The following is a 23,418-nucleotide window of genomic DNA, read 5'->3' as shown; positions in this document are numbered from 1 at the left end:
CCATGACGAACCCCTCGACGTTGTATCGCGGTGGAGTGCTGCACTGTCCGGCCGAGCCGAGCGCGACGGCGCTGGTGGTGCGGGACGGGCGGATCGCCTGGTTGGGCGCGGACGCGGACGCTCCGGCGGCCGACCGGGTGGTGGAGTTGGATGGTGCGCTGGTGACGCCGGCGTTCGTGGACGCGCACGTGCACGCGACGGACACCGGCCTGGCGTTGTCGGGGCTGGATCTGTCGGCGGTGCGGTCGGCGGGTGAGCTGTTGGCGGCGGTGTCGGCGTTCGCGGGTGGGTTGCCGGGCGACGCGGTGGTGCTGGGGCACGGTTGGGACGAGTCGTCCTGGGCGGATGCGGCGTTGCCGGACGCGGCGGCGTTGGATCGGGCGGCGGGGGGCCGCCGGGTGTATCTGTCGCAGGCGTCGATCCATTCGGCGTTGGTGTCGGCGGCGTTGCTGGCGGCGTGCCCGGAGGTGTCGGCGGCGGCGGGGTTCGACCGGTCGGGGTGGTTGCGGCGTGACGCGCACCATGTGGTGCGGGCGGCGGCGTTCGCGTCGGTGACGCGGGCGCAGCGGGTGGCGGCGCAGCGGCGGGCGTTGGCGCACGCGGCGTCGTTGGGTATCGCGGCGGTGCACGAGTGCGGCGGTCCGGACATCTCCGACGAGGAGGACTTCACCGGGTTGTTGGCGGTGTCGGGTGACGGGGTGCCGGAGGTGTACGGGTACTGGGGTGAGTTGCTGGGTGCGGCGCGGGCCCGGGACCTGGGTGCGGTGGGCGCCGGTGGTGACCTGTTCGCGGACGGGGCGTTGGGGTCGCGGACGGCGCACGTGTCGGCGGCGTACCTGGACGGTGAGTCGGGGGCGTGTGGGCACGGGTACGTGACGGCGGAGCAGGTGCGTGATCATCTGCTGGACTGTGCGGCGCACGGGATGCAGGGCGGGTTCCACGCGATCGGTGACGCGGCGATCGGGACGGTGTTGGCGGGGTTCGCGGAGGCGGCGCGGAAGCTGGGCACGGAGCGGTTGCGGGCGGCGCGGCACCGGGTGGAGCACGCGGAGATCATGAGCAAGCGGTTGATCGCCGGGTTCGTGGAGTACGGGATCGTGGCGTCGATGCAGCCGGCGTTCGACCGGTTGTGGGGTGGTTCGGGGCGGATGTACGAGTCGCGGTTGGGGTTGGCGCGGTCGTTGGAGTCGAATCCGATGGGTGCGATGCACGGGGTGGGGGTGGCGTTGGCGTTCGGGTCGGATTCGCCGGTGACGCCGTTGGACCCGTGGGGGTCGGTGCGGGCGGCGGTAACGCATCACAATCCGTCGCAGCGGATGAGTGTGCGGGCGGCGTTCGCGGCGCACACGCGCGGTGGTTGGCGGGCGGTGCGTCTGGACAACGAGGGGGTCCTGGCGTTGGGTGCGCCGGCGACGTTCGCGGTGTGGGACTGCCCGGCGGGGGTGGAGCGGGGTCTGCCGGTGCTGCAGGCCGAGGATCCGGAGTTGCGGGGGGCGGATGATCCGACTCCGCTGCCGGTGTGCCGGGCCACGGTGTTGCGCGGTGATGTGATCTATCAGGAAGGTTCTTCGTGACGGGCAAGCTTGGGTTGGATCCGGCGCTGGTGGCGCGGGCGCGGGAGTTGGCGCGCCGGGCGGGGCAGCCGGTGGTGGATCTGGCGCGCAGCCATACGACGGTGTCGGTGGAGCGGGCGGTGTTGCGGCTGGCCGGGGTGTCCGGCGCCGACCCGGACGGCATTCCGTGGGTGAACCGTCTGGTGGACGCGGTGGTGGCCGATGTCGGGTTGGGGCACGGGGTGGCGTTGCCGGTGTTCGACGCGCTGGCGCGTGAGGGCGTCGAGGATGTGACGTTGCTGGCGCAGAAGGCGGCGGCCGGGTCGGTGCGGTTCGACGTCCCGGTGGGGAAGGCTGCGACGGCGGCGCGGCGGGCGTCGCGGCGGGCGGTGGCGGCGGGGATCCGGCGGATCGACAGGCGTCGGGCGGAGCGGGATCGCCTCGTCAAGCGGTTCGGGGATCCGAAGCAGCGGCCGTGGATCTATCTGATCGTGGCGACGGGGGACATCTACGAGGACATTCCGCAGGCGCAGGCGGCGGCGCGGGCCGGCGCGGACGTGATCGCGGTGATCCGGTCGACGGGGCAGTCGCTGCTGGACTACGTGCCGGAGGGCGCGACCCGGGAGGGGTTCGCCGGCACGTACGCCACGCAGGAGAACTTCCGGTTGATGCGGGCGGCGCTGGACGAGTCGTCGAAGGAGTTGGGCCGGTACGTGCGCCTGACGAACTACGCGTCGGGGTTGTGCATGCCGGAGATGGCGACCCTGGCCGGCCTGGAACGGCTGGACATGATGCTCAACGACTCGATGTACGGGATTCTGTTCCGTGACATCAACCCGATCCGCACGTTCGTGGACCAGCGGTTCTCCCGGCAGGTGCACGCGCGGGCGGGGATCGTCATCAACACCGGTGAGGACAACTACCTGACCACCGCCGACGCGGTGGACGAGGCGCACACGGTGACGGTGTCGCAGTTGCTCAACGAGTTCTTCGCGCACGAGGCGGGGTTGGCGGACGGGCTGTTGGGGTTGGGGCACGCGTTCGAGATCAACCCGGATGTGCCGGAGTCGTTGCGGTTGGAGTTGGCGCACGCGTTGTTGGCGCGGGAGTTGTTCCCTGACGCGCCGTTGAAGTGGATGCCGCCGACGAAGCACATGACCGGTGACGTGTTCCGGGGCAATCTGCTCGACGGGTTCTTCAACCTGGTGGGCGCGATGACCGGGCAGGGCATCCTGCTGGTGGGGATGATGACGGAGGCGGTGGTGACGCCGTGGTTGTCGGACCGGGACATCGCGTTGCAGAACGTGCGGTACGTGTTGGGCGCGGCGGGCGGGTTGCACGAGGACTTCGTGCCGGCGCCGGGCGGGTTCATCCAGCAGCGGGCGCACCGGGTGCTCGGTGAGGCGGTGGAGTTGCTGGAGCGCATCGGGGAGCAGTCGTTGTTGACGGCGATCGCGGAGGGCACGTTCGGGATCATGAAGCGGCCGGCGGACCGGGGCAAGGGCCTCGACGGTGTCGCGAGGCACGAGGACGACTACCACAATCCGGCCACGGAGATCCTGGAGCAGCCGGCATGAGCGAGCGCACCGAGCGGAGCGAGGGCCGTGAGGGCATGCCCGGCCAGCACAGCATGAGCGAGAAGAAGGTGGTGCGGCCGTACGGGGACACCACCGGAGACGGCATGGTGCAGGTGTCGTTCACGTTGCCGGTGCCGCACGACAAGCGGGCCGAGGGCGCGGCGGTGCAGTTGGCCAACAAGATGGGCATGGACCCGGCGATGCTGGTGCACGCCAAGCCGATCGGCGACGGGTTCACGTTCTTCGTGGTGTACGGGCGGGTCAACCACCTGGTGGACCTCGACCGGGTGCAGGTGGTGGAGCGGGACTTCCCGCTGCTGTCGGCCAAGGAGGTCAACGCGGTGGTGAAGCGGCGGATGCGCCGCAAGTTGTCGGTGGTGGGGGCGTGCATCGGCACCGACGCGCACACCGTGGGCATCGACGCGATCCTGAACGTCAAGGGCATCGCCGGGGAGAAGGGCCTGGAGTACTACCGGGAGTTGAAGGTCAGCAACCTGGGCGCGCAGGTGAGCGTGCCGGAGCTGGTCGAGGCGGCCCGGCAGGAGAGGGCCGACGCGGTGCTGGTGTCGCAGGTGGTGACGCAGCGCGACGCGCACCTGCACAACACGCGGGAGATGTCGGCGGCGTTCCGGGAGGCGATGCCGGCCGGGAAGCGGCCCCTGCTGATCGTGGGCGGTCCGCGGTTCGACGAGGCGATGACCGGTGAGCTGGGCGTGGACCGGATCTTCGGTCGTGGCACCACTCCGGGCGAGGTGGCCAGCTACCTCGTCCACGCGTTGATCACTTCCAGGAGGGCGAGCAGTTGAGCGAGCAGGATCCCCGGCTGGGGTTGACCGTCACCCATCGCCGGTATGTGCCGTACGCGCACGCGCACTACGCGGGGAACCTGGTCGACGGGGCGTACGCGTTGGGGTTGTTCGGTGACGTGGCCACGGAGGTGTGTATCCGCACCGACGGCGACGAGGGCCTGTTCGCCGGCTATTCGGACGTGCGGTTCACCGCGCCGATCCGGGCCGGTGACGTGGTGGAGGTGACGGCCCAGGTCGCGCGCGTGGGCGCGCGCAGCCGGACGCTGGAGCTGAGCTGCGCGGTGGTGTGCCGGGGCCGCCCGGACCGGGGCGACTCGGCGGCGGAGGTGTTGGACCCCCCGATCGTGGCGGTCACCGCGACCGGCACGGTGGTCGTGCCGCCTCCCGCGTGAGCGCGAGGAGCGAGCCGGTCCTGCGAGCCCCGCAGTCGCGAACGAAGGACGGTACCGCGTGAGCGCGAGGAGCGAGCCGGTCCTGCGAGCCCCGCAGTCGCGCAGGACGGTGGTCTGCGCCGACGTCGGGTCGACGTACACGAAGGCGGCGGTGGTCGACCTCGACGGCGGCCGGCTGGTCGGCGCGGCGTCCGCGCCGACGACGGTGGGCACCGACGTGCTGCACGGTTTGGACGCCGCGGTCGGCGCGGCCACCGCGTCGGCCGGCGTCGGCGACGTGCCCTGGTACGTGTGCTCGTCGGCCGGTGGTGGGCTGCGCCTGGCCGTGATCGGCTACGAGCCGCTGGTGACCGCGCAGGCGGGCCGGCGGGTCGGCCTGTCGGCGGGGGCGAACGTGGTGCACGTGGCCGCCGGCCGCCTGGGCGCGGCCGATCTGGCGGCGTTGCGGGCCGCCCGCCCGGATGTGGTGCTGCTGGTCGGCGGCACCGACGGCGGTGACGCCGACACGTTGACGCACAACGCGACCCGGCTGGCGCGGGCCCGCTGGCGGGTGCCGGTGGTCCTCGCGGGCAACGTCGACGCACGCGCCGGGCTGCACGCGGCGCTCGCCGGCGCGGGGGTGCCGGTGACCGCGGCGGACAACGTGCTGCCGCGCATCGGGGTCCTGGCGCCGGGGCCGGCGCGCGCGGCGATCCGGGAGGTGTTCCTGCGGCACGTCATCGGGGGCAAGAAACTGTCCCGCGGGGCCCGGTTCGCGCGGCTGGTCCGCGCCGCCACCCCCGACGCGGTGCTCACCGGCGTGGAGGTCCTCGCCGACACCGTCGGCGGTGACCTGGCCGTGGTGGACGTCGGTGGCGCCACCACCGACGTGTACTCGGTGCTCACCCCCGACGAGCGCGCGGACGGCCCGGGCCGGGAGGTCACCGGCACGCTGTGGCGGGCCCGCACGGTGGAGGGGGACCTGGGGATGCGGTGGTCCGCGCCGGGTGTGGTGCGCGCCGCCGCCGAGGAGCGGCTGCTGGCGCCCGGCGAGCAGGACACCCTCGCGGCCGCGGCGGCGGTCCGGGCCGCCGACCCGGGGTTCCTGCCCGGCGGCGACGCCGACCGGGCCGCGGACCGGCGGATCGCGGCGCTGGCGGCGACCGTGGCGTTGCGTCGGCACGCCCGGGGCGCGGCCACCGGGGAACGCGCCGGCCGGGACCTGCGGGAGGTGCGGCTGCTGGTCGGCTCCGGTGGGGTGCTGCGCCACGCCGATCCGGCCGACGCGGGCGCGGTGCTCGGCGCGGTGCTCACCGACCACGCCGGCGGGTGGCCGTTGCCGCGCGCCGCCCGGCCGGTCGTCGACGTCGACTACGTGCTGGCCGCCGCCGGGCTGCTCGCCGAGGAGCACCCGGGCGTCGCCGCGGCGGTGCTGCGTCACCACCTCGGCGCGTGAGCCGGCCGTCCACCCATCGAGACGCGCCGACGCGACACGCCGTGGCGCATCACACGACAGGCCGGGGTGGGTTGACAGCGGCGGGGGTGCACGCCGTACCGTCTTTTAGTCCTACCATGGGAAGCGGCTGTTGTTCGCTTCGTCCTCTCGTCCGCTGGCCGAGCGACCGAAAGGTTGCGGCGGCCAGGTCCAGCGGGCGGGGGTCGGCGGGGCGGCGCGAACCGGTCGCGGTTACCGGTGTACGGGCAGGGTGTGAGGAACGGCCAGTAGACAACGGCCAGGCGGGGGCAGCCAGTCCACGTCCGGTCGGTCCGAAGGTCGGCGCCGATCATTCTCGCCCCACCGGCCGGGGAGGGCCTGGGAGCGTCGGGGCGCGGCATCAGCCGCGCCCCGATTTTCGTCTCCGGGCTGCCCCCGGGCCGGCAGGCGTCCGCGCCGGGTAGCCTTCGGCCCGTGATCGTGGTGAGGTGCCGGTGACGACGCTCGACCGGGAACAGCCGCGTGCCACCGACGGGGCACGTCCGGGCGCCGGGGGGCGTCCGCTGCCGCTGACGCTGGCCGTGCCGGCCGTTGTGCTGGCCGGGCTGGCGCTGCTGGCGGCGTTCCCGCCGTACGGGCGGTGGCACCTCGCGCCCGTCGGGGTGGCGTTGCTGGCCGCCGCCGCGCACCGGCGGCGGCTGCGCGCCGGCGCCGGCCTGGGCTTCCTCGCCGGGGTGGCGCTGTTCGCCCCGCTGCTGGAATGGACGAACCTGCACACCGGCTGGCTGCCGTGGGCGCTGCTGTCGCTGCTGCAGGCCGGCTACCTGGCGCTGCTCGGCGCCGCCACCGCCTGGGTGTCGCCGCTGGCCGACCGCCACCGGGCGGCGTGGCCGCTGCTGACCGGCGTGCTGTGGGTGGGGCAGGAGGCGCTGCGCGACCGCACCCCGTTCGGCGGGTTCCCGTGGGGGCGGCTGGCGTTCAGCCAGGACACCTCGCCGCTGCTGCGGCTGGCCGCGCTCGGCGGCGCCCCGCTGGTCACGTTCGCCGTCGCGCTCGCCGGCGGGATCCTGCTCACCGTCGCCTGGCGGGACTGGCGCCGCCCGGCCGGGCAGTGGCGGCCCATCGCCGGGCTCACCGCCGCCCTGGCGGCGCTGCTCGCCGCCGGACCGGCCGTCCCGGCGGGGGTACGCGGCGCCGGCGACACCGTCACCGTGGCCATCGTGCAGGGCAACGTGCCCCGCCTCGGCCTGGACTTCAACGCCCAGCGGCAGGCGGTGCTGAACAACCACGTCGACGCCACGCTGAAACTCGCCGAACGGGTCACCCGGGGCGCCCAGGAACGCCCCGATCTGGTGGTGTGGCCGGAGAACTCCAGCGACATCGACCCGCTGCGCAACCCGGGCGCCGGCTACCGCATCTCCCAGGCCGCCGACGCGATCGGCGCGCCCATCCTGGTCGGCGCCGTGCTGCTCGGCCCCGGCCGGGGGGAGGTCCGCAACGCCGGGCTGCTGTGGCGCCCTGGCAGCGGTGCCGACCTCGGCCAGGTGTACACCAAACGGCATCCGGTGCCGTTCGCCGAGTACGTGCCGCTGCGCTCCATCGCCCGCAAGGTCAGCGCCGAGGTCGACCGGGTCCGCTCCGATTTCGTCCCCGGTGACCGCCCCGGCGTGCTGGACGCCGGCGCGGTCACCCTCGGCGACGTGATCTGCTTCGAGGTCGCCTACGACGGCATCGTCCGCGACACCGTCACCGGCGGCGCGCAGCTGCTGGTGGTGCAGACCAACAACGCCACGTTCGACGTGGCCGAGGCCCGCCAGCAGCTGGCCATGGTGCGGTTGCGTGCCGTCGAGCACGGCCGGGCGGCGTTGATGTCCTCCACGGTCGGGGTGTCCGGGTTCGTTTCCCCCGACGGGCGGGTAGACGGGGCCACCGGGTTCAACACCGCCGAGACGGTGGTGCGGCAGATGCGACTCGGGGACGGGCGTACCCCGGCCACCGTGGCCGGGGTGTGGCCGGAGGTGGCGCTCGCGGCCCTCGCGGTCGCGGCTCTGGCCGGCGCGGCCGTGGCGCGTCGCCGCCGGCAGGTCACGCCCGGCTGACCCGACGAGAGGGGCGGTGCGACGGTGGGTGCGGCAGCCGGCCATCCCGGGGTGGGGCGGGTCCTCGTGGTCATCCCCACCTACAACGAGGCGGACAACGTGCGTCGCATCGTCGCCCGGGTCCGCGCGGCGGCGCCCGCGGTGGACGTGCTCGTCGCCGACGACAACAGCCCCGACGGCACCGGCGGCATCGCCGACGCGCTGTCCGGCGTCGACCCGCAGGTGCACGTGCTGCACCGGCCGGGCAAGGACGGGCTCGGCGCGGCGTACCTGGCCGGTTTCGGGTGGGCGCGTGAGCGCGGTTACGACGCGGTGGTGGAGATGGACGCCGACGGCTCGCACGCCCCGGAGGACCTGCCGGCGTTGCTGCACGCCGCCCGTGACGCCGACGTGGTGATCGGATCGCGGTGGGCGCGCGGCGCGCGGGTGCTGAACTGGCCGTGGCGGCGGCTGCTGCTGTCCCGCGTGGGCAACCTGTACGCGCGGGTGGCGTTGGGCATGCCGGTCAGCGACGCCACCGGCGGCTACCGGGTGTACCGGTCGGCGGCGTTGGACGCCATCGACCTGGCGTCGGTGCGTTCGCAGGGGTACGCGTTCCAGGTGGAGTTGTCCCGGCTGGCGCACCGGGCCGGGGTGCGCATCGTCGAGGTGCCGATCACGTTCGCCGAGCGGGAGCACGGCGACAGCAAGATGAGCCCGCTGATCGTGGCGGAGGCGCTGTGGCGGGTCACCCGGTGGGGGGTGCGGGACCGGCGGGCGGCGGTGCGGGGTCGCCCGCGGGCGTTGGCCCGGTGGCCGTGAGCGCGGGCGTGTCATGCTGGAGGGGCGTGACGACACACCGGGCGGATGGGGTGAGATGCGCCGAGGACTCAGATTCGTACCACCGGCTCTGCTGCTGCTGACGTTGCTGGAGCTGGCCGTTTTCGTGCTGGTCGGGCGGGCCGTCGGGTTCGGCGCGGCGCTGCTGATGGTGTTCGCCGCGTCGCTGCTGGGTCTGGTGCTGCTGCGCCGCGAGGGCATGCGGGCGTGGCGGGGGTTCCGGGCCGCCGCGCAGGCCGGCCAGCCGCCGGGGCCGCAGGTCACCGACGGCCTGGTGGGGTTGGCCGGCGCGCTGCTGCTGGCGCTGCCCGGCCTGGTCGGCGGCGCGGTGGGGTTGTTGCTGCTGGTGCCGCCGCTGCGCCGGCTCGCCGCCGGCGGGGTGCGCCGCTCCACCGAGCGGCGGGTGTCGTCGATGGTCGCCGGTGACCTGTTCGGCCCGCGCCGGGTGCGCGTCTACCCGGGTGCGCCGCAGCCGACGCCGACGACCACCGCGCAGCCGCCGACCGGGCCGCAGCAGCCCGGCCCGGCGATCGAGGGCGAGATCGTGGACCGCTGAACCGCCCGAAACGGGTCGGACGTGACGAAGCGCCCCCGGGGTGATCCCCGGGGGCGCTTCGACGCAACAGGTGCTCAGGCGCGACCGCGGCGGGTGCGGACCTCCTGCAGCCGCTCGGCGAGGATGTCCTCCAGCTCGGCGATCGAGCGTCGCTCCAGCAGCATGTCCCAGTGGGTACGCGGCGGCTTGGCCTTCTTCTGCTCCGGCTCGTTGCCGTCGACCAGCCGGGCGACGCTGCCGTCGAACTTGCACTCCCAGGTCGTGGGGACCTCGGCGTCGACGGCGAACGGCACCTCGAACTGGTGGCCCTTGGCGCACAGGTACTCGCGGGTCTGACGCGGCGCGAGCTCCGTGTTGCGGTCGGATTCGTAGCTGACCGCGCCCAGCCGGCTACCGCGCAGCATACGCTCGCCCATGATCGACTTCCCCTCGTTCGTGGTGCTGGTCCTCAGGTGTAACGGCCTGTCACCGCCCGCCCATTCCCCACCCACGCCGGCCGGGCCGCACGCGGGTCGGGAAGCTCAAGGGTAACCGGCCGCGACAGCCGACCGAATCGGTGGAGTGTTTCGCCCGTCACCGGGGATGTTACCCACCCATGCGTGCCGGAGGTGACGATGAGCAGTGACGCGTCGGTCGGAGCCCGTCCGCCCGCCGGGAAGACGTTCTTCGGCCACCCGCGGGCGCTGTCCACCCTCTTCCTCACCGAGATGTGGGAGCGGTTCAGCTTCTACGGCATGCGGGCCATCCTGGTGCTGTACCTGACCGCGGCGGTCGCCGACGGCGGCCTCGGCATCGGCGAGTCCACCGCCAACGCCGTCTACGGCACCTACAACGCCATGGTCTACCTGATGGCGCTGCCCGGCGGTTGGATCGCCGACCGGCTGATCGGGGCGCGGCGCAGCGTGCTGTGGGGCGGCGTGGTGATCGCCGCCGGGCACTACGTGATGGCGATCCCCACCGGGTGGAGCGTGTTCGCCGGCATGACGCTCATCGTGCTCGGCACCGGCCTGCTCAAGCCCAACATCTCCACCATGGTCGGTGACCTGTACGAGCGGGACTCGCCGCGCCGCGACGCCGGGTTCTCCATCTTCTACATGGGCATCAACCTGGGCGCGTTCATCGCCCCGCTGATCACCGGCTTCCTCGGCGAGAAGATCAACTGGCATCTGGGGTTCGGGGCGGCGGCGATCGGCATGACCTTCGGCGTGCTGCAGTACGTGGCCGGCCGGCGCAACCTCGGCGACGCCGGCGCCCACCCGGCCGATCCGCTGCTCGGCGCCGACCGGCGCCGCGCGTTGACCCGCGCCGGCTTGGCCGTCGGCGTGCTGCTGCTGGCGCTGCTGATACTGCTGCTGGCCGGCTGGTTCACCGTCGACACGGTGGTCAACCTGCTCGCCGTGGTCACCGTGCTGGTGACCGTCGGATACTTCGCGCGGATCCTCACCGACCGGGAGATCAGCGACACCGAACGTCTGCGGATGAAGGCCTACGTGTGGCTGTTCGCCTTCGCCGCCGCGTTCTGGCTGATCTACGACCAGGCCGGGTCGGTGCTGAACATCTTCGCCGCGGACCGCACCGACCGGAACGTGGGCGGGTTCACCTTCCCGGCGTCCTGGCTGCAGTCGGTCAACCCGATCCTGATCATCATCGGCGCGCCGCTGGCCGCGTGGCTCTGGCTCAAGCTGGGCCACCGGGTGTCCACGCCGACGAAGTTCGCCGTCGGCCTGGTGCTCAACGGCCTGTCGTTCGTGCTGATGGCCGCCGCCGCGCGCGCCGCCGTCGGCGGCGACCTGGTCTCGCCGTGGTGGCTCGTCGCGGTCTACGCGATCCAGGTCGCCGGCGAGCTGTCGCTGAGCCCGGTGGGTCTGTCCGCCACCACGAAGCTGGCCCCGGTGAAGTACGCCAGCCAGATGCTCGGCCTGTGGTTCCTCGCCACCGCCGTCGGCGACGCCATCGGCGGCCAGGTGGCCCGGCTGGCGCAGAGTTGGTCGCAGTCGACCTATTTCCTCACCTTCGGGCTGGCCTCGGTGGTGCTGGGCCTGACCGCGGTGATGTTCACCCGCCAGATCCGGCGCCTGATGGCCGGCATCCACTGACCGTGGCTCACCGCGCCGGCGTGGGCGGCAACGGCAGCGGCAGGCCGGGCAGCCCGTCGATGCTGCTCGCCACGTGCTCCTTGCCGGCGAAGTAGGCCGACAGCGACGCGTCGTCCTCCCGGTCGAAACGCCGCCCGTGCAGGTCACGGTCGGTGTCGTAGCTCATCAGCGGCACCGCGTAGCCGCAGGTGTCGCGGATCAGCTCGGCGCGCACCACGATCACCGCCCGCAGCCCGTGCGGGCCCGGGTCGATGTCGGGGAAGTGCCGCAGCAGGTCGGGCCAGCGCGGGTCGTCGCGGAACACCGGCTCACCGCGCCCGTGCACCCGCACGATGTTCGGCGGGCCGGCGAACGCGCACCACATCAGCGTGACCCGGCCGTTCTCCCGCAGGTGGGCGATGGTCTCGGCGTTGCTGCCGGCGAAGTCGAGGTAGGCCACGGTGTGCTCGTCGAGCACCGCCAGGGTGCCCCGCAGACCCTTGGGGGACAGGTTGACGGTGCCGTCGCCGGACAGCGGCGCGGTGGCCACGAAGAACATCGGTTGTGCCTCGATGAACTCCCGCAACCGGCCGTCGATGCGCTCGTACGTCTTTCCCATGCCGTCGATCATCGCCCGGCACGCCGGCGTCGCGCTGCCCCGTCCCGGTCCGCGGCCGGCTCCACGCGCCGGTCCCCGGTCGGCTGGTCCGGGTCGCGTGGTGAATCTTGGTACGGGACGGCCCCCGGAGGGGCGATCTCGCACCAAGATCTCCGCTCATCTCGAACAGTGGATGTTTCCTCTCGGGAGGCGGGAAGGATCGCGTGATCGACTCCAGGTCGCCGAGGTGGCGAGGTCGGGCGCACCGGGATACCGCCACCTCGGCGAGCTGGTGTCGATCAAGGCCCGAGGCCGCCCGAGGCCTTCGCGCCGCCGGCGCCGTCGGGTCAGCCGGTCCGCGAACCGAGCGCGGCCAGAGCCCCGGCCAGGTCGCTGACCTGGTCGGCGAGCTGTCCGGCGCGACGTTCGGCGGCGTCCCGGTCGGCCTCGGCCGCGGCCAGCCGCGCCGCCGACCCGGTCGATCGGGCCTCGGCGGCGGTCACCGCCCGCCGGGCCTCGGCCAGCTCGGCCAAAAGCGCCTCCCGATCGGCAGTCCGCGCCGCCACCTCCACCCGAGCCGCATCCGCCGCGGCCAGGGCCTCGGCGCGCGCCGCATCCGCCCGGTCCCGCTCGGCGCGGGCCGCCCGCGCGGCGCTGGCCTCGGCCTCGACCCGCTCGGTCCCCGCCTGCGCCGCGCGGCGGTCCTCGGCGGCCTGCGCCCGGGCGGCCTGCGCGTCGGCGCGCGCCGCGTCGGCCTCGGCGCGCAGGCGCTGCGCCCGGTCCAGGGCCTCGGCGGCGGAGCGGGTGGCCCGTTCGGCGTCGACCCGGGCAGCGTCGCGCTCGGCGGTCAGCTCGGCCACCCGCTGCCGCTCACCGTCGCGTTCGGCCCGCACGGTACGCAGCTCGACGCGCGCGGCGTCGCGGTCGCGTTCGGCCTGCACCCGCAGCGCCTGCGCCGCGCCCGCCTCGGCGCGCGCGGCGTCGCGGGCCGTCTCCGCGGCGGCGGCCCGCTCGGCGGCCGAGGCGGACTCCGCCTCCGCCCGGTCGGCACGCCGGCCGGCGGTGTCACGCTCGGCCTGCGCGGCCCGGGTCTCCTGCCGGTCGCGGGTGGCCGCCGCGGCGGCGTCCTCGGCGTCGCGGCGGGCCTCGTCGCGCTCGGCGTGCGCGGCCGCGACCTGCGCGGACGTCTCGGCGCGCAGCTCGGCGAGCTGCCGCTCCACCCCGGCCGGGGACAGTTCGGCGTGCAGCGCCTCGGTGAGCGTCTCCACCACCTGGTCGAGCCGGTCCACCGCCTCCCAGGTCCGCGCCACCTGCCCCGGCAGGCCGGGGGAGTTGCGGTGGCGCATGCGGGAGTTGCGGGCGGCCCGCTGGCAGGCGCCGTCGTTGTCCCGGCAGTAGCGGAACGGACGGCCGGCGCCGACGCGCTGCGGCACCTCGCGTCCACAGTGGGCGCAGGGGCGGGTCTCGGTGGCGGGCTCGGCGTCCATCGGGGGCGAAGTCTAGTGCTCGCCGCCGCCGGCGCGGGCGGAGCCGTCCAGGGTGTAGCGGCGCTGCACCAGCACGGCGAGCACCATCACGGCGGCGGGCAGCAGGCCGAAGCCGTAGCGCAGCGCCGTGAGGGCGCCGGCGGACTGGGTGACGGTCTGCCCGGCGCTCGACGCGACGAACCCGCCGGCGGCCAGGCACAACGCGTACGCGTAGGGGCCGAGCGCCGCGCCGGTGGCCTCGGTGGCGGTCCACACCCCGGTGTAGGTGCCGGCCCGCTGCGCCCCGGCGGCCCGGATCACGTCGGGCAGCATCGAGAACGGCAGCAGCTGCATGCCGGCGAACGCCACCCCGAGCACCGCCACGGCGGCCACCAGCACCGGCAGCCCCGCCGGCCGGCCGACCGCCAGCACCAGCGACCCGGCGGCGAACGCGACCTGCGCGCCGAGCAGGGCACGCTGCTTGCCGACGCGCCGGGCCAGCGCCAGCCAGGCCGGTGTGACAAGCAGCGCCGGCGCGACGAACGCGGCGACCAGCACCGTGGTGAGCCGGGCGCGGCCCAGCTCGTACTCGGCGTAGTAGGGCACCCCGGCCAGCACCAGGTGGGTGGTAGTCGACATGGCCAGGTAGGCGCCGGCGAGCCGGCGGAACTGCCGGTCGCGCAGGCTCGCCGCCAGCGCCCGCCACCCGCCGGCGCCGTGCCCGAGCGCCGGGGCGGACGCCGCGCGGCGCAGCCGGCCGATCCCGCCCACCCCGACCGCCATCGCGGCGAGCATGCCGGCGGCCAGCACCACGGCCATCCGCAGGTAGCCGGCGCGGGTGGCGTCGTCGCCGCCGGCCAGCAACGGCGCCAGCAGCCCGGCGACCAGGATGCCGAGCGTGAGCACCACCATCCGGAAGGCCATCAGCCGGGTCCGCTCGTGGTAGCCGATCCGCAGGTCCGCCGGCGTCGCCAGGTAGGGCACCTGGTAGGCGGCGAACAGCAGGTTGCCGGCGACGAAGAACACCGCCACCCAGGCGGCCGCGGTCGCCCCGGTGAGGCTGCCGGGCACCGCGAACAGCGCGGCGAACGCCACCGGCAACGCGCATCCGGCCAGCAGCAGCCGCCGGCGGTGGCCCCGGCGGGCCTGCTCGACGTCGCAACGGTGCCCGATCCACGGGTGCAGCAGCACGTCGGCGATCTTCGGCAGCAGCAGGGTCAGCCCGGCCAGCCACGGCGCGACCGCGAGGACGTCGGTGAGGAAGTAGAGCAACAGCAGGCCGGGTACGGTGACCCAGACACCCATGCCCAGCGAGCCGACGGCGAAGCCGACCAGCGGGCCACGCGGCAGGGCGACGGCCTCACGTCGCTGCTCCAGCCCGGTCATCGCCGCCTCCTGCCTCGGGGCGCGCCGCCCCCAATCCAACGGATGCTGGATTGTAGGGGGAACAATGGCCGCATGACCATGCCTCGCCGCCGGCCGGGCCGGCCCCGCCGCGACGACCAGCGACCCACCCGCGACCTGGTGCTCGCCGCCGCCACCGCACTCTTCGCCGAGCGGGGCTTCGACGCGGTCAGCGTCCGGGACGTCGCCGCGGCGGCCGGGGTCGACGTGGCGACCGTGGCCCACCACACCGGCGCCAAGGCGCAGCTCTACGACGCCTGTTTCGCCCGGGTGTTCAGCGCCGAACGGCAGGCCCTGGAGGCGGCCGGGGAACGCGCGCGTGCCGCGCTGGCGGCCGGACCGGCCGACGCGCTGCGCGCCCTGCACGACCTGGTGGACGTGTTCGTCGACTTCCTGGAGGACCGGCCGGAGACGACCGCGCTGTGGCTGCGCCGCTGGCTGGAGCCGCAGCGGCACGCCGAGCTGGACCAGCGCTACGCCGCGCCGCTGTACGCGCAGGTCGAGCGGTTGCTCGCCGCCGCGGCCGAGGCCGGGGCACTGGTCGAGCCGGCCCCGCACGTCACCGTGCGCAGCCTGGTCTGGGCGGTGCACGGGCACGTGGTGGCGCTGGCCGCGCGCAGCGGCTCCGCGGCCCGGGAGCGGCGGGAGTTCCGGGCGTTCGTGCACCGCTTCCTCGACGGGCTCTACCCGCCGGCCGCCGCTTGACCCGGACCCCGCCCGCCGGGGATTATCCATCGGTCGTTGGATAAAGGGGGACGGGTATGGCGGCACCACCGAGGGTCGCGGTCGTCGGCGTCGGCGCGGCCGGACTGGCCACGCTCAAGGCGCTCGCCGACGCCGGGGTGCCGGCGGTGGCGTTCGAGACCGCCAGCACGCTCGGCGGCCTCTGGGTCTACGGCGCGCCCGGCTCACCGGCCTACCGGACGCTGCACCTCAACACCAGCAAGGGGCGCACCGAGTTCGCCGACCACCCGATGCCGGCCGACTGGCCCGACTACCCCGACCACAGCCGCGTCGCCGGCTACCTCGACTCCTACGCCGACCGGTTCGCGCTGCGCGAGGCGGTGCGGCTGCGGCACACCGTCGACCGGGTCACCCGCGTCGGCGACCGCTGGCGGGTGCACGCCACCGGCCCCGACGGGCCGGTGGAGGTCGACGTCGAGGCCGTGGTCGTCGCCAACGGGCACAACCGGGTGCCGAACCGGCCCGAGCCCTACCCGGGCGCGTGCGCCGCCGAGCAGATGCACAGCCACGACTACCGCGGGCCGGAGCAACTCGCCGGCCGCCGGGTGCTGGTCGTGGGCGGCGGCAACTCGGCCATGGACATCGCCGTCGACGCGTCGCACGCCGCCGACCGGACGCTGCTGTCGCTGCGCCGCGGCGTCTGGGTGGTGCCCAAGTACCTGCTCGGGCGCCCCTCGGACACCCTCAACGGGGCACTGGCCCGTCGGCTGCCCTGGCGGCTGCGGCAACGGATCAGCCAGGGCATGCTCACCGCCACGGTCGGCCCGCCCACCCGGTACGGGCTGCCGGCGCCGGCGCACGGCTTCCTCCAGGACCACCCGACGCTCTCCGACGCGCTGCTGTCCCGGCTCACCCACGGCGACATCCAGGCCCGTCCCGGCATCGCCCGCTTCGCCGGCGACCGGGTCGAGTTCACCGACGGCCGCGCCGACGAGGTCGACCTGGTGATCTGGTGCACCGGCTACCGGGTGCGGGTGCCGTTCCTCGACCCGGGCCTGCTCGGCGACGGCGCCGACCGGCTGCCGCTGTACCGGCACGTGTTCCACCTGGACGCCCCCGGGCTGGCGTTCGTCGGGCTCATGCAGTCCACCGGAGCGGCGTTCCCGCTGCTGGAGGCGCAGGCCCGGCTGGTCGCCGCGCGCCTGGCCGGCGTCTGGGCGCCACCGGACCCGGCCCGGCAGGCAGCCGCGTGCCGGGACGAGCTGCGCGCCGCCACCGCCCGATGGGGGCAGCGCCGGCCACACATGCGGGTGGACTTCGACGCGTACCTGGCCGAGCTGCGCCGGGAGTTGGCCGCCGGCCGGCGGCGCGCCGGAGCGACGCGGTGAACGCGCTGGCCGGCCGGCGGGTGCTGGTCACCGGCGCGCGCGGCACCTTCGGCCGGCGCCTCGGCGCCGCGCTGACCGCTGCCGGCGCGCACGTGGTCGGGCTGGACCTGCACGCCGACACCGACGCCACACCACCGGTGCTCGGGGTGGACCTGACCGACCCGGCGGCCACCCCACCGGCCGTGGCCGCCGCCGTCCACCGGCTCGGCGGGCTGGACCTGCTGGTCAACAACGCCGGCGTCGGCGGGCCCGCGCCGGCCGAACTGGCCCCCGACGAGGTGGTGCGCCGGCAGCTGGAGGTGAACCTGCTCGCCGCCTGGCGGACCACGGCCGCGGCGCTGCCCGCCCTGGAGGCCGCCCGCGGTCGGGTGATCTTCGTGGCCAGCCGGATGGCCGTGCTGCCGCTGCCGCTGGCCGCCGCGTACGGGGTGAGCAAGCGTGCCCTGGTCGCGTACGCCGACGCGCTGCGCCACGAGGTCGGCACGCACGTCGGGGTCAGCGTCGTCTACCCCAGCATGGTCGCCTCACCGATCCATGACAGCACCGAGGCGGCCGGGCTGTCGCTGAGCGGGGTGTCCCGGCCGGAGCCGGTCGACGGGGTGGTCGCGGCGATCCTGCGCGCCGCCGCCGCCCGGCGCGCGCCCCGGGACGTCGCCACCACCCGGCGCGGCCGGGTCGAGCTGGCGCTGGCCCGGCACGCCCCGGCGCTGGCCGACCGGCTGGTACGGCGTACCGTCGCCGGTCGCATCGCCGCCGGTGACCTGGACCGCGCGGCGCTGGCCGCCGGGATGCTTCGGCGGCACCGGGAGGGTGGCCGGTAGCTCACACGCCGGCCAGGACCTGCGCATGCGCTACCGGATCAGCGCGCCTGAGCGCTCAACACACCACCTCGCACGGCTGCTCGGGCGCCAGCGTGACCCACCGCTCGCCGGCCGGTCCGTGCACCAGCAGCCGCTGCGCCACCGGCGACACCAGCCGGGCGCGCACGCCGCCGGGGCGCCAGGTCAGCTCCTCGACGGTGACCCGCCCCCGGCAGGTCACCCCGCGCAGCGTGCCCGAGGGCAGGCCGGGCAGCGGCGCGGGCAGCAACCGCAGCGCGCCCGGCCGCGACTGCACCAGCGACTCGATCAGCACCGCCGGCAGCGCGTGCGCGGCGTCCGCGTTCCAGGTCACCCGGCCCGGGTTGTGCGCGCTCATCAACGACCGGAAGAACATGTCCGCGCCGACGATCTTGAGCAGGTTCGCCGCGACCAGCGGGCCGTCGCGCAGCCGGGCGGCGGCCAGCGCCCGGTGCAGGCCGCCGTGCGCGGAGCCGTCCTCGTCGCCGCGCAGCGTCAGCGCCCGGTGCGCGGCGGCGGCCAGCTCCGGAGTGCGGTCCGGGTCGATCTCGTCCAGCGGCCACACCGGGTAGAGGTGGCTGACGTGCCGGTGGTCCTCGTCGCCGACGCTGCCCGGCCACGCCCACTCGGCCAGCGCGCCGCGCCCGTCCACCCGGTAGTCCGGCAACCGGAGCCCGGCCCACCGGTCGGCGCCGGTGACCTCGGCGGCGACGCGCACCGCGTGCCGGGCCGCGGCGACGTCCATGGTGGCGTTCACCGCCACCGGCGCGCTCCGGCCGGCGTCGTCGTGGGGCCCGGTCTCCGGCGAGTACGACGGCACCAGCGCCGGCCGGCCGTCCACCTCGGTCAGCACGTCGGCGAAGAAGTCCGCCACCTCGGCCAGCCAACCGGCCACCGGTCCCAGCGGCGCGCCGGTGACCAGATGGTGCTCGTGCAGCGGGTGCAGCAGCCAGTCCGCGCCGGCCAGCCAGGCCGTGAACGGCCAGTCCGGGTGGACGTGGAACAGGTGCCCGTGCTCACCGTCGGTGCGGCTCGGCGCCAGCAGCCCGCGCGCGCCGTACACCGCCCGGGCGTTGTCCCGCCAGTGCGCGACCTGACCGGCGACCAGCCGGGCGTGCGCCGCGGTCACCTCCGGCAGCGCGCCCACGTTCGCTGCGGCCAGTTGCAGGTTGAGGTTGGCGTCGGTGGTGAAGTCACCGGCCCAGGCGGCGTCCCAGGCACCCAGCCACAGCCCGGTGAGCCGGGGCGGCAGCACGCCGCTGGCGCTGAACAGCAGATAGCGGCCGGCGTGGAACAGCCGCTCCAGCAGCGCCGGGTCCAGCCGGCGCGGCGCGGCGGCCTGCCGGGCCAGCAGGTCGCCGACCGGCAGCTCCCGGTCGGCGTCCGGCACGCCGAGGTCCAGGCCCACCCGACCGTACGGGACGGCGTGCCGGGGCACGTGCCGGGCCAGCAGCTCGTCGTAGTCCCCGACCAGGGCGGCCAGCCGACGTTCCACCTCGACGGTGCGCCAGGGCGGCGTGTCGGGGCGCTCGACAAGCGTGGTGAGCAGCGCCGGGCCGCGTACCCGCACCCGGTCGCCGTCGACCGCCACGTCGCCGCGCAGCAGCGTCAACCCCTCGAACCCGTACGCCCCGCCGGCGTCCGGGTAGCGGGCGCGCACCCGCAGGTACACCCACTCGCCCCGGCGGTACGCGGTCGACTCGTAGCGCACGCCGGCGGGCCGGCCGGGCAGGTCGCCGGTGGCGCCGACCACGCAGTCGCCCTGGTCGAGGTGGAGCACCGCGACGCCGTCGGCGCGGGAGACGAAGCATCGCCGCCGCCCGCCCGACCACCGCACGGCCACCTCGCCGGTGGTGAAGTCGGTGCCGCGCCGGTAGCCGTGCGCCGGTCCGGGCGCGGCGTCCACGGTGAGCGCGAAGCCGGGGTGGAACGACTGGGTCCAGGTCAGCCCTCGGCCGCCGGTGAGCAGCCGGGCGGCCTCGACCCGCCGGCCGGCGAGCACCAGCGCGCGGATCTGCGGCAGCCGGTCGGCCAGCTCGGGCGCCCGGGCCGACCGGCTGCCGTTGGGCAGCACCAGCCGGTGGTGGTTGACCACGATCCGCTCGGCGTGCGGGTGGCCGGGCACCATGAGCCCCAGCTCACCGTTGCCGGTGAGGAACGCGTCGGTCCAGTCGGCGGCCGGGGCGGTGTCGTGGATCCGGTGCGCGACAGGGGTCACCGGCCGGTCCCGGCGCTGGTGTCGCGCACGGTCAGCCGGGGCTCCAGCAGCGTCACCTCCGGCACCGGCTCGTCGCGCAGCCGCCGCATCAGCAACGTCACGGCCTGCCGGCCCACCTCCTCGGCGGGCACCGGCACGCAGGTCAACCCGGACGGCTCGGCCAGCTCGTCGGGGCAGACCGCGACCACCGCGACGTCCTGCGGCACCCGGCGGCCCAGCAGCGGCAGGGTGGACAGCACCGGCCCGACCGCCGACTCGTTCTGCACCACCAGCCCGGTGACGTCGGGATGTTCGACGAACAGCGCCGCCAGGTCCCGGCGGACCGCCGCCGGGCCCTCCTCGCCGGGCCGGGTCACCGCGTCGACGCCCAGCCGGCCGGCCGCGGCCACCACCCCGGACCGGGTGCGGTGGGCGAAACCGGTGCCCCGGTCGTAGACGGCGGCCGGCGCGCCGAGCAGCGCGATCCGCCGGTGCCCGGCGCCGGCCAGGTGCTCCACGCACAGCTCACCGGCGCGCCGGAAGTCGAGGTCCACGCAGGCCAGGCCGGTGCTGTCGGCCGGGTGCCCGATCAGCACCCCGGGCAGCGCCAAGTCCCGCAGCAGCGGCACCCGCGAGTCCTGAAGCTCCACGTCCATCAGCAGCACACCGTCGACAAGCGCGCTGCCGGCGATGCGGTGCAGCCCGGCCGGGCCCTCGTCGGCGGTGACCAGCAGCACGTCGTGGTCGTAGCGGCGGGCGGTGGTGACCACCGCGGTGGCGAAGCGCATCACCACCGGCACCTGCATGCCGGTGCGCAACGGCAGCACCAGCGCGATCACGTTGGCCTTGCGGCTGGCCAACGCGCGCGCGCCGGCGTTCGGGTGGTAGCCCAGGGCGCGGACGCTTGCCAGCACCCGGCTGCGGGTGGTGGCGGAGATGGCGCGCTTGCCGCTGAGCACGTACGACACGGTGCTCGCCGCCACCCCGGCGTGGCGGGCCACGTCGGCGATGGTGACCTGCTCGCCGGCGGCCCGGCCGCTCACCGGGCGGCCCCGGAGCGCCGCGCCGCGGGCGTGGTCGCCTCGCCGCCGCCGGTCACGGCGACCGCGCCGACCAGCCGGACGTCGCGGGCGGAGCGGCCGACCAGCACCGAGTGGGTGGCGTCCTCCACCACCATGGCCGCGCGGGTCTCGTCCCACCAGGCCAGCTCGGCGGTCCGCAGCCGCAACGTCACCCGGGCCGTGCAGCCCGGTTCGAGGGTGACCCGGGCGAAGTCGCGGAGCTGCCGCAGCGGCTGCTTGACCCGGGAACGCCGCTGCCGGGTGTAGAGCTGCACCACCTCGGTGCCCGGTCGGCGGCCCGTGTTGGTGACCTCGACGCTCACCTCCACCTCCTCGCCGGCCTGCGCCGTGGCGGTGCTCAACCGGAGGCCAGCGTAGTCGAACTCGGCGTAGCTGAGCCCGTGGCCGAACGGGTACAGCGGCTCGCCCCGGTGGTAGAGGTAGGTGGCGTCGGCGTCGATGACGTCGTAGTCGAGCAGGTCGGGCAGCTCGGCCGTGTCGGCGTACCAGGTCTGGGTGAGCCGGCCGCCCGGGTCCTCCGCCCCCAGCAGCACGTCGGCCAGCGCGTTGCCGTGTTCCTGCCCGCCGTGGGCGCTCCACAACGCCGCCGGCAGGTGCTCGCGGGCCCAACCCGCCGCGTACGGGTAGCTGCTGGTCACCACCAGCACGGTGCGCGGGTTAGCCGCGTGCACGGCGCGCAGCAGCCCGAGCTGTCCGGCGGGCAGCGCCAGGTCGACCCGGTCCTCGGTCTCCCGGCCGTTGACCATCGGGTGGTTGCCCAGCACCACCACGGCCACGTCGGCGGCGGCGGCCAGCGCGGCGGCCTCGGCGGCGCCGTCGACGTGCAGCTCCACGGTGAACGCGGCGGCGTCACCGGTGGCGACGCTGAGGTGGCCGTACGGGTCGACGCCGACGTGCCGGCCGGTCGCGAGGTGGTGCAGCAGCGCGGTGCCGTCGGGGCGGTGGTGCAGGCGGAACGTCTCGCGGACCACCCAGCCGCCGGGGCCCGGACGGTCGGCGACCAGCGCGCCGGAGTCGTCCGCGCCGACGTACCGGCCGTTGTGGACCGCGCGTAGCGCCACCACGCCGTCGCCCCAGTCGACCACGTCGAACTCGGCCGGCGCCGCGTCGGCGAGCGTCAACGGCCCGCCGTCGGCGAGGCGCACCGCGCGGTGCTCGACGCGCAGCGTGATCCGGTCCGCGCCGGCGTGGGTGGTGACCTCACGCACCCGCCCGAGCAATCCGTCGTACGCGCTGACCGCGTACGGCAGGGTGCCGCTGTACCAGTCGGTGAGCACGGTGTCGGCGAGCGGGCCGAGCACGGCGACCCGCAGGTCGGCCGAGAGCGGCAGCAGCCCGTCGTTGCCCAGCAGGACGATCGACTGGCGGGCGGCCTCGCGGGCGAGTTCCCGGTGGGCGGGGCAGTTCACCACGTCGGCCGGCACGTCGGCGTACGGGTCGTGACCGGGCGGGTCCAGGTCGCCCAGGCGCAGCCGCACCGACAGGATGCGCCGGACCGCCCGGTCCACGTCGGACTCGCCGATCAGGCCACGCGCCAGCGCCTCGGTGAGCCGTTCGACGGTGGGACCCGGATCCTCGTCGTCCTCGGTGAAGCTGTCCACCCCGGCACGCAGCGCGGCGGCGAAGCCGGCGACGTGGTCGGGCAGGTGTCGTTGCACGCCGGCGATGTTGCCGACCGCGCCGGCGTCGCCGACCACCATGACCTCGTCGTCGGCCCAGCCGCGCAGCTCACCGTCGATGAGCGGGCTCAGGTGCGCCGGCACGCCGTCGACCAGGTTGTACGACGCCATCACCGCGACCGCCGCGCCGGCGGCCAGCGGCGCGCGGAAGGCCGGCAGCTCGTACTCGTGCAGCACGCGCGGCGGCAGGTTGCTGGAGGTGACCGCCCGGTCGGTCTCGTTGTTGTAGCCGAGGAAGTGCTTGAGCGTCGGCGCGGTCCGCAGCCGGGTGGGGTGCTCGCCGCGCAGCCCGAACGCGTAGGCGGTGGCGAGCCGGCCGGTGAGCCAGGGGTCCTCGGACCAGCCCTCCTCGTTGCGGCCCCACCGGGGGTCGCGCAACGGGTTGACCACCGGCGCCCACACGTTGAGGCCGACGCGCTGCGGGTCGGCGCGGTGCTTGGCCCGCACCTCGTCGCCGACGGCGGCGCCGACCGCCCGGATCAGCTGCGGGTTCCAGCTCGCCGCGAGGCCGAGCGCCTGCGGGAAGACGGTTGCCTCACCGAGCCAGGCGACGCCGTGCAGCGCCTCGGTGCCGGTGCGGAACGCCGGCAGGCCGAGCCGGGGAACCGGCGCCTGCCACTGGTGCAGCAGGCCGAGCTTCTCCGGCAGGGTGAGGCGGGCCAGCAGGTCGTCGGGGCGGTGGTGGGTGTGGTCGGTCATGGCGGGCGCCTCCGGTGGGCGTGCGAATCGCCCCCAGGTCCGTCGAAGCGCTTCGACGGACCTGCCGGTGGACGGCGGCGCGCACGCG

Annotated in this window: 19 protein-coding genes; 12 read left to right on the top strand and 7 right to left on the bottom strand. The window is 75.2% G+C overall.

Annotation, left to right across the window (positions count from 1 at the left end):
• Positions 1-2 precede the first annotated feature (2 nt).
• The 8 genes from ACGFI2_RS10125 to ACGFI2_RS10090 all read left to right on the top strand — a co-directional run bounded on the left by ACGFI2_RS10125 (position 3) and on the right by ACGFI2_RS10090 (position 9,219).
• The gene (locus ACGFI2_RS10125; RefSeq protein WP_393513648.1) at positions 3-1,574 is read left to right on the top strand and encodes an amidohydrolase; all 1,572 of its coding nucleotides are present in this window, start codon (positions 3-5) and stop codon (positions 1,572-1,574) included.
• Complete coding sequence (locus ACGFI2_RS10120; RefSeq protein WP_393513645.1) at positions 1,571-3,130, top strand: lysine 5,6-aminomutase subunit alpha TIM-barrel domain-containing protein; 1,560 nt, start codon at positions 1,571-1,573, stop codon at positions 3,128-3,130. Before ACGFI2_RS10125 ends, ACGFI2_RS10120 begins: the two co-directional genes overlap by 4 nt.
• A 53-nt stretch (positions 3,131-3,183) precedes the next feature.
• Positions 3,184-3,936, top strand: coding sequence for an OAM dimerization domain-containing protein (locus ACGFI2_RS10115; protein WP_393514136.1), 753 nt, complete (start codon positions 3,184-3,186; stop codon positions 3,934-3,936).
• On the top strand, positions 3,933-4,331 hold the full coding sequence (locus ACGFI2_RS10110) for a hotdog domain-containing protein (protein WP_393513642.1): 399 nt from the start codon (positions 3,933-3,935) through the stop codon (positions 4,329-4,331). Before ACGFI2_RS10115 ends, ACGFI2_RS10110 begins: the two co-directional genes overlap by 4 nt.
• A 109-nt stretch (positions 4,332-4,440) precedes the next feature.
• Positions 4,441-5,766: a glutamate mutase L gene (locus ACGFI2_RS10105; RefSeq protein ID WP_393514133.1), complete on the top strand. Its 1,326-nt coding sequence runs from the start codon at positions 4,441-4,443 to the stop codon at positions 5,764-5,766.
• A 473-nt stretch (positions 5,767-6,239) separates the two neighbouring features.
• Positions 6,240-7,844, top strand: coding sequence for an apolipoprotein N-acyltransferase (gene lnt / locus ACGFI2_RS10100; protein ID WP_393514130.1), 1,605 nt, complete (start codon positions 6,240-6,242; stop codon positions 7,842-7,844).
• Between the two features lie 24 nt (positions 7,845-7,868).
• Complete coding sequence (locus ACGFI2_RS10095) at positions 7,869-8,645, top strand: polyprenol monophosphomannose synthase (RefSeq protein WP_393513639.1); 777 nt, start codon at positions 7,869-7,871, stop codon at positions 8,643-8,645.
• Between the two features lie 55 nt (positions 8,646-8,700).
• A complete protein-coding gene (locus ACGFI2_RS10090; RefSeq protein WP_393513636.1) occupies positions 8,701-9,219 on the top strand; it encodes an FxsA family protein in 519 nt (172 codons plus the stop codon).
• Positions 9,220-9,293: 74 nt separating this feature from the next.
• Here the strand turns inward: ACGFI2_RS10090 and ACGFI2_RS10085 are convergent, their stop codons facing one another.
• Complete coding sequence (locus ACGFI2_RS10085) at positions 9,294-9,635, bottom strand: RNA polymerase-binding protein RbpA (protein ID WP_007460094.1); 342 nt, start codon at positions 9,633-9,635, stop codon at positions 9,294-9,296.
• Positions 9,636-9,833: 198 nt separating this feature from the next.
• On the opposite strand from ACGFI2_RS10085, the gene ACGFI2_RS10080 reads away from it, so the two are divergent.
• A complete protein-coding gene (locus ACGFI2_RS10080) occupies positions 9,834-11,315 on the top strand; it encodes a peptide MFS transporter (RefSeq protein WP_393513633.1) in 1,482 nt (493 codons plus the stop codon).
• Positions 11,316-11,322: 7 nt separating this feature from the next.
• Here ACGFI2_RS10080 and ACGFI2_RS10075 read toward each other — a convergent pair whose 3' ends face one another.
• The 3 genes from ACGFI2_RS10075 to ACGFI2_RS10065 form a co-directional block, all read right to left on the bottom strand.
• Positions 11,323-11,913, bottom strand: coding sequence for a pyridoxamine 5'-phosphate oxidase family protein (locus tag ACGFI2_RS10075; RefSeq protein WP_393513630.1), 591 nt, complete (start codon positions 11,911-11,913; stop codon positions 11,323-11,325).
• A gap of 326 nt (positions 11,914-12,239) precedes the next feature.
• Positions 12,240-13,379 carry a hypothetical protein gene (locus tag ACGFI2_RS10070; RefSeq protein ID WP_393513627.1) on the bottom strand — a complete coding sequence of 380 codons (1,140 nt, stop codon included), beginning with the start codon at positions 13,377-13,379 and terminating at the stop codon, positions 12,240-12,242.
• Positions 13,380-13,391: 12 nt separating this feature from the next.
• The gene (locus tag ACGFI2_RS10065) at positions 13,392-14,744 is read right to left on the bottom strand and encodes an MFS transporter (protein ID WP_393513624.1); all 1,353 of its coding nucleotides are present in this window, start codon (positions 14,742-14,744) and stop codon (positions 13,392-13,394) included.
• A 72-nt stretch (positions 14,745-14,816) separates the two neighbouring features.
• Here ACGFI2_RS10065 and ACGFI2_RS10060 point away from each other — a divergent pair, with 72 nt between their 5' ends.
• Genes ACGFI2_RS10060 through ACGFI2_RS10050 form a run of 3 tightly spaced genes read left to right on the top strand, consistent with a single transcriptional unit; the run spans position 14,817 to position 17,655 of the window.
• Complete coding sequence (locus ACGFI2_RS10060; RefSeq protein WP_393513621.1) at positions 14,817-15,467, top strand: TetR/AcrR family transcriptional regulator; 651 nt, start codon at positions 14,817-14,819, stop codon at positions 15,465-15,467.
• A 56-nt stretch (positions 15,468-15,523) separates the two neighbouring features.
• Complete coding sequence (locus ACGFI2_RS10055) at positions 15,524-16,834, top strand: flavin-containing monooxygenase (protein ID WP_393513618.1); 1,311 nt, start codon at positions 15,524-15,526, stop codon at positions 16,832-16,834.
• A complete protein-coding gene (locus tag ACGFI2_RS10050) occupies positions 16,831-17,655 on the top strand; it encodes an SDR family NAD(P)-dependent oxidoreductase (protein ID WP_393513615.1) in 825 nt (274 codons plus the stop codon). Before ACGFI2_RS10055 ends, ACGFI2_RS10050 begins: the two co-directional genes overlap by 4 nt.
• Before the next feature lie 55 nt (positions 17,656-17,710).
• On the opposite strand, the gene ACGFI2_RS10045 is transcribed toward ACGFI2_RS10050, so the two are convergent.
• The 3 genes from ACGFI2_RS10045 to ACGFI2_RS10035 are packed head-to-tail and all read right to left on the bottom strand — an operon-like array spanning position 17,711 to position 23,330.
• The gene (locus ACGFI2_RS10045) at positions 17,711-19,891 is read right to left on the bottom strand and encodes a glycoside hydrolase N-terminal domain-containing protein (protein WP_393513612.1); all 2,181 of its coding nucleotides are present in this window, start codon (positions 19,889-19,891) and stop codon (positions 17,711-17,713) included.
• Positions 19,888-20,913: a LacI family DNA-binding transcriptional regulator gene (locus ACGFI2_RS10040; protein WP_393513609.1), complete on the bottom strand. Its 1,026-nt coding sequence runs from the start codon at positions 20,911-20,913 to the stop codon at positions 19,888-19,890. The genes ACGFI2_RS10045 and ACGFI2_RS10040 overlap by 4 nt, the downstream gene beginning before the upstream one ends.
• Positions 20,910-23,330 carry a beta-glucosidase gene (locus ACGFI2_RS10035; protein WP_393513606.1) on the bottom strand — a complete coding sequence of 807 codons (2,421 nt, stop codon included), beginning with the start codon at positions 23,328-23,330 and terminating at the stop codon, positions 20,910-20,912. The genes ACGFI2_RS10040 and ACGFI2_RS10035 overlap by 4 nt, the downstream gene beginning before the upstream one ends.
• Positions 23,331-23,418 lie beyond the last annotated feature (88 nt).

The organism is Micromonospora sp. NPDC049282 (assembly GCF_043197045.1).
In the GTDB taxonomy this organism is placed as follows: domain Bacteria; phylum Actinomycetota; class Actinomycetes; order Mycobacteriales; family Micromonosporaceae; genus Micromonospora.
Note: the sequence above shows the minus strand (reverse complement) of the source record. Positions and strands in the feature narration are given on the sequence as shown.

What these genes read in the sequence shown, in the direction of transcription:
- ACGFI2_RS10035 (WP_393513606.1), bottom strand. Translation starts at nt 23,330, where the DNA reads ATGACCGACCACACCCACCACCGCCCCGACGACCTGCTGGCCCGCCTC.
- ACGFI2_RS10055 (WP_393513618.1), top strand. Translation starts at nt 15,524, where the DNA reads ATGGCGGCACCACCGAGGGTCGCGGTCGTCGGCGTCGGCGCGGCCGGA.
- ACGFI2_RS10125 (WP_393513648.1), top strand. Translation starts at nt 3, where the DNA reads ATGACGAACCCCTCGACGTTGTATCGCGGTGGAGTGCTGCACTGTCCG.
- ACGFI2_RS10115 (WP_393514136.1), top strand. Translation starts at nt 3,184, where the DNA reads ATGAGCGAGAAGAAGGTGGTGCGGCCGTACGGGGACACCACCGGAGAC.
- ACGFI2_RS10075 (WP_393513630.1), bottom strand. Translation starts at nt 11,913, where the DNA reads ATGGGAAAGACGTACGAGCGCATCGACGGCCGGTTGCGGGAGTTCATC.
- ACGFI2_RS10085 (WP_007460094.1), bottom strand. Translation starts at nt 9,635, where the DNA reads ATGGGCGAGCGTATGCTGCGCGGTAGCCGGCTGGGCGCGGTCAGCTAC.
- ACGFI2_RS10090 (WP_393513636.1), top strand. Translation starts at nt 8,701, where the DNA reads ATGCGCCGAGGACTCAGATTCGTACCACCGGCTCTGCTGCTGCTGACG.
- ACGFI2_RS10070 (WP_393513627.1), bottom strand. Translation starts at nt 13,379, where the DNA reads ATGGACGCCGAGCCCGCCACCGAGACCCGCCCCTGCGCCCACTGTGGA.
- ACGFI2_RS10080 (WP_393513633.1), top strand. Translation starts at nt 9,834, where the DNA reads ATGAGCAGTGACGCGTCGGTCGGAGCCCGTCCGCCCGCCGGGAAGACG.
- ACGFI2_RS10060 (WP_393513621.1), top strand. Translation starts at nt 14,817, where the DNA reads ATGACCATGCCTCGCCGCCGGCCGGGCCGGCCCCGCCGCGACGACCAG.
- ACGFI2_RS10065 (WP_393513624.1), bottom strand. Translation starts at nt 14,744, where the DNA reads ATGACCGGGCTGGAGCAGCGACGTGAGGCCGTCGCCCTGCCGCGTGGC.